Origin of the sequence: Lacrimispora amygdalina, assembly GCF_003432035.1 — a bacterium.
GTDB lineage: Bacteria > Bacillota > Clostridia > Lachnospirales > Lachnospiraceae > Lacrimispora > Lacrimispora amygdalina.
This window is the reverse complement of record NZ_QOHO01000119.1, coordinates 1-10,757: the sequence shown is the minus strand read 5'-3', so window position 1 is coordinate 10,757 and position 10,757 is coordinate 1. Positions and strand designations below refer to the sequence as shown.

General features: G+C 45.6%; 10 protein-coding genes, 1 other RNA gene and 1 pseudogene. 11 read left to right on the top strand and 1 reads right to left on the bottom strand.

Features of this window, described 5'->3' with window-relative positions:
• The coding region (locus tag DS742_RS29110) for a hypothetical protein (protein WP_205692816.1) at window positions 1-374 on the top strand (374 nt) is incomplete at its 5' end.
• A 232-nt stretch (window positions 375-606) separates the two neighbouring features.
• Window positions 607-1,035, top strand: a pseudogene (locus tag DS742_RS29690) (DUF6128 domain-containing protein); the annotation flags it as partial.
• A 19-nt stretch (window positions 1,036-1,054) separates the two neighbouring features.
• Here the strand turns inward: DS742_RS29690 and DS742_RS27340 are convergent.
• Window positions 1,055-1,750: an anaerobic ribonucleoside-triphosphate reductase activating protein gene (locus DS742_RS27340; protein WP_117420072.1), complete on the bottom strand. Its 696-nt coding sequence runs from the start codon at window positions 1,748-1,750 to the stop codon at window positions 1,055-1,057.
• A gap of 73 nt (window positions 1,751-1,823) precedes the next feature.
• Here DS742_RS27340 and tadA point away from each other — a divergent pair, with 73 nt between their 5' ends.
• The 9 genes from tadA to DS742_RS27295 all read left to right on the top strand — a co-directional run bounded on the left by tadA (window position 1,824) and on the right by DS742_RS27295 (window position 10,277).
• Window positions 1,824-2,312: a tRNA adenosine(34) deaminase TadA gene (gene tadA, locus DS742_RS27335; RefSeq protein WP_117420071.1), complete on the top strand. Its 489-nt coding sequence runs from the start codon at window positions 1,824-1,826 to the stop codon at window positions 2,310-2,312.
• 68 nt (window positions 2,313-2,380) lie between these two features.
• An RNA gene (gene ffs, locus DS742_RS27330) (signal recognition particle sRNA large type) lies at window positions 2,381-2,642 on the top strand.
• 201 nt (window positions 2,643-2,843) lie between these two features.
• The gene (locus tag DS742_RS27325; protein ID WP_117420070.1) at window positions 2,844-3,923 is read left to right on the top strand and encodes a 6-phosphofructokinase; all 1,080 of its coding nucleotides are present in this window, start codon (window positions 2,844-2,846) and stop codon (window positions 3,921-3,923) included.
• Between the two features lie 12 nt (window positions 3,924-3,935).
• The gene (gene dnaX, locus DS742_RS27320; RefSeq protein ID WP_117420069.1) at window positions 3,936-5,531 is read left to right on the top strand and encodes a DNA polymerase III subunit gamma/tau; all 1,596 of its coding nucleotides are present in this window, start codon (window positions 3,936-3,938) and stop codon (window positions 5,529-5,531) included.
• A 32-nt stretch (window positions 5,532-5,563) separates the two neighbouring features.
• Complete coding sequence (locus tag DS742_RS27315) at window positions 5,564-5,917, top strand: YbaB/EbfC family nucleoid-associated protein (RefSeq protein WP_117420068.1); 354 nt, start codon at window positions 5,564-5,566, stop codon at window positions 5,915-5,917.
• Window positions 5,918-5,919: 2 nt separating this feature from the next.
• Window positions 5,920-6,516, top strand: a complete 597-nt coding sequence (gene recR / locus DS742_RS27310; RefSeq protein WP_097006959.1) for a recombination mediator RecR — start codon at window positions 5,920-5,922, stop codon at window positions 6,514-6,516.
• 29 nt (window positions 6,517-6,545) lie between these two features.
• Window positions 6,546-8,699: a tetratricopeptide repeat protein gene (locus DS742_RS27305; protein ID WP_117420067.1), complete on the top strand. Its 2,154-nt coding sequence runs from the start codon at window positions 6,546-6,548 to the stop codon at window positions 8,697-8,699.
• Window positions 8,700-8,712: 13 nt separating this feature from the next.
• A complete protein-coding gene (locus DS742_RS27300) occupies window positions 8,713-9,546 on the top strand; it encodes a Cof-type HAD-IIB family hydrolase (RefSeq protein ID WP_117420066.1) in 834 nt (277 codons plus the stop codon).
• 11 nt (window positions 9,547-9,557) lie between these two features.
• Window positions 9,558-10,277 (top strand): CvpA family protein, encoded by a 720-nt coding sequence (locus tag DS742_RS27295; RefSeq protein ID WP_117420073.1) that lies wholly within the window; start codon window positions 9,558-9,560, stop codon window positions 10,275-10,277.
• The last annotated feature ends 480 nt before the right edge of the window (window positions 10,278-10,757 follow it).

Here is a 10,757-nt window from a genome sequence, read left to right as displayed (position 1 = left end):
GCGGCGGGGCCTGCGGAGCCGATGCCGGCGGTGCGGTTGCCCAGGGCGCCGATGCCGACCGGGCCGATGCCGACCGGGCCGATGCCGACCGGGCCGATGCCCACAGCGCCGATGCCGACCGGGCCGATGCCCACAGCGCCGATGCCGACCGGGCCGATGCCCACAGCGCCGATGCCGACCGGGCCGATGCCGACCGGAACGATGCAGCCAAGGCCGCGTCCGACCGGACCGATGCCAACCGGGCCGATGCCGACTGGGCCGATGCCCACAGCGCCAATGCCGACCGGAACGATGCAGCCAAGGCCGCGTCCAACCGGACCGATGCCGACCGCGCCCATGTCTGCAGAATCAGTACTCACGGATCCGCCAGCTGAGGATGATACTGCTGTACAAAGACAGCAGGAGGCTGTGCCACTGATGCCAAAACCCATCATGGCTGAGAAAGAAGATGCTGGATTAAAAGAAACTCTTCAGATGAGCTCCAATGCATCCAGTCTGGCTGAAGAGGCAGAGGTGCTCGGAGAGCCCAACGCGGGAACGACCCGTTTGTATCGCGCAGATGCTGTAATAAAAGAAGAGGAAAAACAAAATCAGATTGATCCAAAGCTGGGCGACCCGGAGGTACTGGAGCAGCTGCGCCAGAAAGAAAATCTGGAAGAGAATTCACATAGCGTAGTATGGGATAGACTGAGAAAAGAACATACCAGAATCCTGGCATTTGATTATGAAGATGGATGTGAGATCCTGACAATCAAACCGCAGGATATCGGACTTCTCCCCAGAGATACATGGGTGTATGGAAATAACAGCTTTTTACTTCATGGTTACTATAATTACCGATACTTAATTCTCGCCAAACTGTTTAATCCTAAGGGAACGCCCCGCTATCTGCTGGGAATCCCAGGTCATTATTACAGCAATGAGCGATATATGGCATCAATGTTCGGCTTTCCTAATTTTGTGCTTTCGAAAGATCAGCCTATGGAAGACGGGCGTTTTGGATTCTGGTATACTGATATAAAAATAGGGGGCTGAAAAAGCCCCCTGCTTTGTGTCAGAAAGTTTCACCCCTAATTACAGCCCTGGGAAGAAATGGTTTTAATATTTTTAAAAACCCCTGTAGTTCACTGACTGAAAAAGAGGTATAGCCGGGGCATAAAACCTGATCTGAGTCCACATAATTCTGAAGAAAGTACGAAGATTCACCTTCCAGCCACTTGCCAATATCCACGAAATCTCCCATTGTATGAATTCCTTTTACAACTGTAGTGCGGAACTCGTAAGGTATGCGGTTTTCCATTAAAAATGCCGCACTTTCTTCCACGTTACTTATTGTAAGATCTCCGACTCCTGCAGCTTTTTTATAATGCTCCCGCCCTGATTTTATATCCATGGCTGCATAATCCAGGAGGCCGTCTGTGATCAGTTTCTTTAATACATCAGGACGATAGCCGTTGGTATCCAGCTTAATAAGATAACCAAGCTCCCGGATTTTTCTAATAAATGATTCAAGCTCTCCGGAGAGTGTAGGCTCTCCTCCTGTAATGCAGACACCTTCCAGGATTCCCTTTCTCTTTATAAGAAAATTTATAATTTCTTCTTCTGAGAACAGCGGCTTGGCATCGCTTCCAATCAATCCGCTGTTATGGCAAAAAGGACAGCGGAAATTGCAGCCGCCCAGAAAAATCGTGGCAGCCACATGACCTGGATAATCCAGAAGTGTTGTTTTTTGAAGACCGCAAAACTTCATCTCTTCACCATTCCTTTATTTCATGATATACTAAGGACAAGTATACCACATTAAACAGCAAAGAGGAATGATTATGACCACAGATGAAAAATATATGCGTCAGGCAGTTGCACAGGCAAAGAAAGCCGGAGCAGTTGGTGAAGTGCCGATTGGCTGTGTTATTGTATATGAAGATAAAGTCATTGCCAGGGGATACAACCGGCGGACAGCAGATAAAAATGTACTGTCCCATGCAGAGATCCTTGCAATCCGGAAGGCTTGTAAAAAGCTGGGGGACTGGAGACTGGAAGACTGTACGATGTATGTGACTCTGGAACCCTGTCCCATGTGTGCCGGAGCAATTGTCCAGGCCAGAATGAAAAAAGTAGTCATTGGCTGTATGAATCCAAAGGCGGGCTGTGCAGGCTCTGTCCTGGACTTATTTCATGAAAGCGGATTTAACCATCAGGTGGAAATGGAATCCGGGGTTTTGGGTGAGGAATGCACGCAGATGATGAAAAAATTTTTTAAAGAATTACGTGATAATAAAAAACAGAAAATGGAAGATACAATTGCCCCGTAAATCCTTGACAATCCCCAGGTTTCCATGTATACTTAACTGCGATTAAGTCATAATACGTCATAAAGCTTCCGTGCAGCCGGGGAGATAGCGGTGCCCTGTACCTGCAATCCGCTCCAGCAGGGGTGATGTCTCACCCAGGGCCGGCTATTGCAGGGCTGCCCCTGATAAGTGACGATGACGTTTGGGTCTTACGCAACAGATCTTCATGAACCGTGTCAGGGCAGGAATGCAGCAGCACTAAGTGGAACCTTCTGTGTGCCGTGAGGGTGCCTGGACCGAGTTAACTGTCAGGGTAACGCCTGTGATAGCGGTTCAAAGTGAGACGCACGGATTTAATATAGTTATCAGGACGCCGGAGAGCAGTGATTTGCTTTGCGGTGTTTTTTCATTTTTAATATTTCCTTACATTATCTTATGAAATAAAGTTTTCCCTTGCCCCACATTCCCCTTTGTATTATAATTGAGAATAAAATGGGTATAATAGTACCTATTTCCAAATAACAAATCTAATCAAAGAAGAGGTGTGCTTTTATGATGAGAATTGGAATTCTTACAAGCGGCGGTGACTGTCAAAGCTTAAATGCTACCATGCGGGGCGTTGCCAAGGCATTATACCGGCTGTTTGATGATATCGAGATTGTTGGATTTGAAGATGGCTATAAGGGTCTTATTTATGCAAATTACCGCGTAATGAAGCCTGAAGAGTTTTCCGGAATTCTGACAAAAGGGGGAACAATTCTTGGAACCTCCAGACAGCCGTTTAAACTGATGCGGATACCGGACGGGAACGGTCTTGATAAGGTAGAAGCAATGAAGCACACCTATAAAAATTTAAAGCTGGAGTGCCTTGTCGTTCTTGGCGGCAACGGCAGCCAGAAGACAGCCAACCTCTTACGGGAGGAAGGTTTAAACGTTGTATCGCTGCCAAAGACCATAGATAATGACTTATGGGGAACTGACATAACCTTTGGCTTCCAGAGTGCGGTTAATGTGGCGACCAACGCCATTGACTGTATTCATACAACGGCTGCTTCCCATGGACGAGTCTTTATTGTTGAAGTTATGGGTCATAAGGTAGGCTGGCTGACTCTCTATGCGGGAATCGCCGGAGGAGCCGATATTATTTTGGTTCCCGAAATTCCGTATGATCTGGATGTAGTTATAGAAGCTTTAAAGAAAAGAACCGGAGAAGGAAAGAAATTTTCCATCATTGCCGTTGCAGAAGGAGCGATTTCCAAAGAGAATGCGGTCCTGACCAAAAAAGAACTGAAAGAAAAAAAGAAGAGCGGCGTGATTTATCCTTCTGTGGCCTATGAGATTGGAGCTCAGATCACGGACCGGACCGGACAGGAAGTCAGGGTTACCGTTCCCGGCCATATGCAGAGGGGCGGAGAGCCATGTCCTTATGACAGGGTAATATCCACCCGCCTTGGAGCAGAAGCAGCAAAACTGATAAAGAACAGGGAATACGGCTACATGGTGGCAGTCAAAAACAATGAGATTGTTAAGGCGCCCTTAGCCGAGGTGGCCGGCAAATTAAAGACCGTCGATCCGGAATGTTCCATCGTTAAGGAAGCCAAGATGATAGGAATCAGCTTCGGCGACAAATAAGGAGTAACAGGCATGTCATATACGGCATTATATCGGAAATGGCGCCCTTCATCCTTTGCAGATGTGAAGGGGCAGGACCATATTGTGCAAACACTTAAAAACCAGATTATATCCCAGCGTATCGGACATGCATATCTGTTCTGCGGAACACGGGGAACCGGTAAGACCAGTATTGCAAAGATTTTCGCAAAAGCAGTCAATTGTGAGCAGCCGGCAGATGGCAGTCCATGCGGGGAATGCCGGACCTGCAGGAATATAGCAGCAGGTGCTTCCCTGAATGTTGTTGAGATTGATGCGGCATCTAATAATGGTGTGGAAAACATCCGGGAGATCAGGGAGCAGGTCCAGTATCCGCCTACAGAAGGAAAATACCGGGTTTATATTATCGATGAGGTTCATATGCTTTCTACAGGAGCATTTAATGCGTTACTAAAAACCCTGGAAGAACCTCCTTCTTATGTTATATTTATTCTGGCGACAACAGAAGTGCACAAGATTCCCGTCACAGTATTATCCAGATGCCAGCGCTATGATTTCAAACGAATCACGGTTGAGACAATTGCAGAACATCTGAAAGAACTTACAGAAGCGGAACAGATCCGGGTAGAGGAGAAAGCCCTCAATTACATTGCAAAATCGGCAGACGGAGCTCTGAGAGACGCATTAAGCCTGTTAGATCAGTGCATAGCGTTTCATTACGGGGAACTTCTTACCTATGACAATGTACTTGATGTACTTGGAGCAGTGGATATCACGGTATTTGGAAGGCTTTTCAGAGCCGTTGCACAAAATAAAACCAAAGACTGTATCACGTGTCTGGAAGATATGGTGATCCAGGGGAGAGAGTTAGGACAGTTTGTAGTTGATTTTATCTGGTATTTAAGGAATCTGCTTATCATTAAATCCGTGGACAACGGAGAGAATCTGCTCGATATGTCAACGGAGAACCAGAATCTCTTAAGGGAGGACAGCGCGCTTGCAGATCATGAGACACTTCTGCGTTATATCCGTGTGTTCTCAGATTTATCCAATCAGCTTCGCTACGCTTCCCAGAAGCGTGTACTCATAGAAGTTGCGCTCATCAAGCTGACACGTCCGCAGATGGAGCAGAATTATGATTCCATTCTTCAGCGGCTTAAAAGCATTGAACAGCAGCTGGAGAGCGGGACATTTCTCCAAAAGGGCGAAGGGGCAGCGCCTGTATCTGCCGAATCGGGTTCAGGTAACGGAGAGTCGGATCCCTTGACTCCGGCCCAGAGAGTTGCACTTCCCCAGGGACAGTTAGAAGACTTAAATCTGATCCGAAGTGACTGGGGAAAAATCATACGGGAGCTGGGCGGGCCCATACGTGCCAGTTTTCGGGAAACAGTGGTTGAACCGGCTGGTGAGAGCCGCCTTTGTGTTGTCTTCTCTGATCAGAGTAATTACATGATCGGAAGCAGAGAGACTACAATTGCGGAGATTGAACGGTATGTGGAAGATCATTATAAAAAATCCATTGCCTTTCAGACAAGGCTCAGGGGCGGAGGCGAACGTATGGACACTATTTACGTCAGCGACGAAGAATTAAAAGCCAATATTTTAATGGATATTACAATAGAAGAATAAAATGATTATGAAAATATAGGAGGATTTACACCATGGCAAAACGTGGCGGTTTTCCAGGCGCTATGCCTGGCAATATGAATAATTTAATGAAGCAGGCACAGAAGATGCAGCGTCAGATGGAAGAGACGACAAAAGCTCTTGAAGAGAAGGAGTATACAGCTGCAGCAGGCGGCGGAGCAGTTTCTGTCACTGTTTCCGGTAAAAAAGAAGTGACTTCCGTAAAATTATCCCAGGAAGTGGTTGATCCAGATGACATTGAGATGCTGGAAGATTTAATTATGGCGGCTACCAATGAAGCATTCCGCCAGATGGAAGAAGACAGCAGTTCGGCCATGTCTAAATTAACCGGTGGAATGGGTGGATTAGGCGGAGGCTTTCCGTTCTAACTATGGATTACTACAGCAGTCAGATAACCAGATTAATTGAAGAGCTGTCAAAGCTTCCCGGCATTGGCAGTAAATCTGCACAGCGCCTGGCGTTTCATATTATTAATATGCCGGAAGAACAGGTAACAGGTCTTGCTTCATCCATAACTGAAGCAAAACGTAACGTGCATTACTGCAAAGAGTGTTTTACCTTGACGGATCAGGAGCGCTGCCCCATTTGCAAGAGTGAGAAACGCAATCATAAGGTAATTATGGTGGTGGAAGATACCAGAGATTTAGCTGCCTATGAAAAAACCGGAAAGTTTGAAGGCGTTTACCATGTGCTCCATGGAGCCATATCCCCCATGCTGGGAATCGGACCTGGAGATATAAAGCTGAAAGAATTAATGCAGAGGCTGCAGGGAGATGTGGAAGAGGTGATCATTGCCACGAATTCCAGTCTCGAAGGTGAGACAACAGCCATGTATATCAGTAAGCTGATCAAACCTACAGGAATCAGGGTTACCCGCATAGCCAGCGGTGTTCCCGTTGGCGGAGACTTAGAGTACATAGATGAGGTGACATTGTTACGGGCTCTGGAGGGCAGAGTCGAACTGTAACTCATTTGCCTTGTTAGGAGATGCAAAGAATGGATAAGTACGAGTTTAATATAAAAGTTGAACAAATTAAAAAACTGGTCGGCAAAAACGACTATGAGACGGCTATGAAGATCGCCGATACAATCGACTGGAGAAGAGTCCGCAACACCAATTTGCTTTCCATGGTAGCCATGGTATACGAAAAAAATGAAGATTATCAGGAGGCAAAAGAGATCCTTTTGCAAGCCTTTGAGCGGGCTCCTATTGGGAAAAGGCTTCTCTATAAACTGGCCGAGCTTGCAGTTAAAGAGGGCAATATTGAAGAAGCAGAAAGCTATTACAAGGAATTCGGAGATCTGGCTTCTGAAGATCCCAGGCAGCAGCTCCTCCGCTATATGATTTTAAAAGCGAAAGGGGCGCCAGCCCAGCAGCTCATTCATTCACTTGAATCCTATACCAGCGTGGAGCTTGATGAAAAATGGCTTTATGAGCTGGCGGAGCTTTACAGCCTTGCCGGTATGGCGGAGCGCTGTGTAGAAACCTGCGACCGCATTATGCTGATGTTTGGACTTGGAAAATATGTGGAAAAGGCAATGGACTTAAAAGTACAGTATGCCCCTCTGACAAATTATCAGATGGATCTGATAGAAAACAGAGATAAATACGAAGCCAGGCTCCGGGCAGTTGAGCAGGAGTATGGAACCGGGAAAAAAGTCAGCGTGCAGCTGGAACCGGAAATTGATTATTATCAGGAAGAACCGGAAGCCGGTCAGTATACCAACATGGTGTATGAGGAGTCGGTGGAAGATGACTATGAAGTCAGCATGCAGGAAGCGGAAGTCCAGGAATCTCTTGCAAGGGAAATGTCCAAAATTTCCTATGATGAACCAATCGTTGAAGAAGAACCGGCTGCGGAGCATACCAGAGTACTGGAAGATATCCGAAGAGTTGGACGCAACATAGCTGTATTCCCCCGATCAGTGGAAAACAATTTGCCGGAAGAGGAAGAAGCGGAAACTTACTCGGAGCCAGTCATCGAAGAGGAAGAGCCCCAGAATTTTGGTCAGGAGATCTACGGAACCCAGTTAGCTGCTACTGCAGAAGGTGATGAAGACTATGATCTGCCGCAGGAAGACAGTATTGATAATGAGGAAGAACAATATTCTAATTACTATGAGGCAGAAGAAACAGAGTTTCCGGAGGCTGACGGAAGCGGTTATAATTTTCCTCAGGCAGAAGAAGAGGAAGAACTTGATTTTGAAGAGTTGTACGGTGAAGAGGATGAAGAGGACAATCTGGAGACACCTGTTCGTAATCACCTCATGATTGAAGCCAGAACTCCGGAAAAAGGACTTCAGATGGCAGTGGAAGCATTAAAGCAGATCCACAGGGAAAGCGGTGTGAACAATCCTGTTGCCAAGATTACCGGAGCCAGGCTGTCTAATCGGGGTGTCTTTGCATCTGCCGACAGGCTTACCGGAAAAGACCTGGTAATAGAAGAAGCTGGCGATTTAACACCACAGGCTCTTGACGAATTAAACCAGCTTATGGAAAGAGATGCAAGCGGAATGATCGTAGTACTGATCGATAATCCCAAACAGATGGAAGCACTGCATCAGGATCACCCGGTTCTGGCGAGTAAATTCGAATGCATTGGAAGCGGAGAAGAAGTTTCGGCTCCTGATCCCGTACCTGCAGACAGTGATTCCGGAGCAGTTCGGGGAAGAGATATGTATCAGCAAGATCCGGTTATCCAAAACAGAGCTGTGGAATACCAGCAGAGTCGGGAGTATAATTACTCTGGCTATGATGAGTATGATCAGGAGAGCAACTACCAAGATGACGATTTTTACGAAGAGCCTGCAGAGGAACCTGTGGACGAGCCCTCCTTCAGACAACAGGCGGTACCAGAATATTCTGATGAGGAAATGGATATCGATGAATTTGCTCAGTATGCCTGCCGATACGCCAATGAGATTGACTGTAACATTACCGGGAAGAGCATGCTTGCACTTTATGAGAGAATAGAAATCATGGAGGAAGACGGCGTTCCTTTAAACAGAGCAAATGCAGAAGGTCTGATTGAAGAGGCCGCAGACCGCGCTGAAAAACCAACCGTTGGAAGGCGAATCAAGGGTCTGTTCTCAACAAAATACGATAAAGATGGTTTGCTTATTTTAAAAGAGGAACATTTTATTTATTAAATGGAGATAAAACGTGGATATTAAACTCATTGCGATTGATCTTGACGGAACTTTGTTAAACAGCAGAAAATGTTTGTCTGATCATAATCGTGAAGCTCTCATAAGCTGTATCCGTAAAGGAATACACATTGTTCCGTGTACCGGGCGGACCGTTGATGGAATACCGGCTGAGATAAAAGACATACCCGGAATCCGGTATGCCATCACCACCAACGGTGCTGTCATTGAGGACATGAAAGAAAATATAGTAATAGATACCAGGATGCTGACCTGTGATCTTGCATTGGAACTCTTGCGGTTTGTGGATTCGTACCGTGTGATGTACGATCCATACATAGAAAGGCGTGGAATCACGGAATCCCGTTTCATTGATCATTTGCCAGAGTTTGCTTTGACTCCTGAACTGCAGGATCTGGTTCGGAATACCCGTGATATCTGCCCTAACATTATAGAGTTTGTAAAGAAGGCCAATAAGCCAGTTGAAAAGATTAATCTGTTTTTTCCTGATATGGAAGAAAGAGCGAAGCTCAGGGCAGAGCTGGAAAAAAGAAATGATATTCTGGTCACTTCGTCGATTTCTAATAACCTGGAGATCAACGCACTTGATGCAACAAAAGGGGATGCGATCATACGGCTTTCGTCCTATCTGGGAATCAGTCCCAGTCAAACTATGGGAATCGGTGACGGAGAGAATGATTTTACAATGATATTAAAAGCCGGAGTCGGAGTTGCCATGAAAAATGGCAGCAAAGAACTCATTGAAGCAGCAGACTATGTAACGGAGACCAACGATGAGGACGGAGTAGCTTCTGCCATCAGGAATTTGGTATTGGAAATGGGAATATGACGAGACTGTATATGGAAAACTTGTTATCTGTGATTGCCGGAGTATATCTGCTTGGAATGGTTCTTTACGGACATCACAGAGGATTTATCCGGCTGGTTGTATCAATATTTGCAATGATCTTATCTTTGACCATTGTTCGTGTATCACTGCCAGCTGTAACTACTTATTTAAAAGAGAATACGACTCTTCAGCAGACAGTAGCCCAGAATATCGTAAAGGCAGCAGGTCTTGGGCAGGAACAGAGCTCCCAGGAAGAGATCTCAGACAAGCCGTCTGCACAAAGAACGATTATAGAGAACCTGAATTTACCTCGTACGGTCAAATCAGCGCTGATTGAAAATAACAACAGCGAGATTTATCAGATGATGGGAGTCCAGGCGTTTACTGATTACGTAGGGAACTATCTTGCAGATACAATTATTAATTCAGCGGGATTTGTTTTGTTGTTTGCGGCTGTTTATCTGGCGTCTAAGCTGGTTATCAGATGGCTGGATATTATTGCAAGACTTCCTATTATATCGGGAATTAATAAAATAGCAGGAGCGATTGCCGGCGGTCTTGAGGGACTGTTGTTCCTCTGGCTGGCATGTCTGCTTGTTACTGCATTCTCTGGTACAGAATGGGGTATGATTATTACACGGCAGATTGAGTCCAGTCAATGGCTGTCGTTTCTTTACAGCCACAATCTTCTGAACCTGATGGTTATGGGGGTATTGCGCGGGCTGATCTGAGAGAATAATTGTATTTATGATATATGCAATTAAAACAAATCTGCAGGTGAAAGGCCGAAATGCCTTTTCTGCAGTTTTTTATTATCATCCCAATATATAGAGAAATTCCGTAAAAACGTATATATATAGTAGTGAAAGTTAGACTCAAAAAATTGTATCAATAAATGACACAAATTCCCTTGACAATCTCTTAGGTACATGTTATATTATAGTTCCGGTGCGGAACACACCGCAAAGGCGATCGATTTAAACCGATTGAAAAAGTTGAAAAAGTTGTTGACAAAGAAGCGGCAACATGATAGAATAAATGAGTTGCTGATCGAGAGAGAACAACAAAAAGCACTTTGAAAACAGAAGATTGAACAGTATGTAAAACCCTGAAAATTCTAATAATAAGCTGCGTTTGAGCAGCTTTGAATGAGAAATTCAGAACGAATACAAGAAATTGTATACGAACCAAACAACAAGTAAAACGGGAAA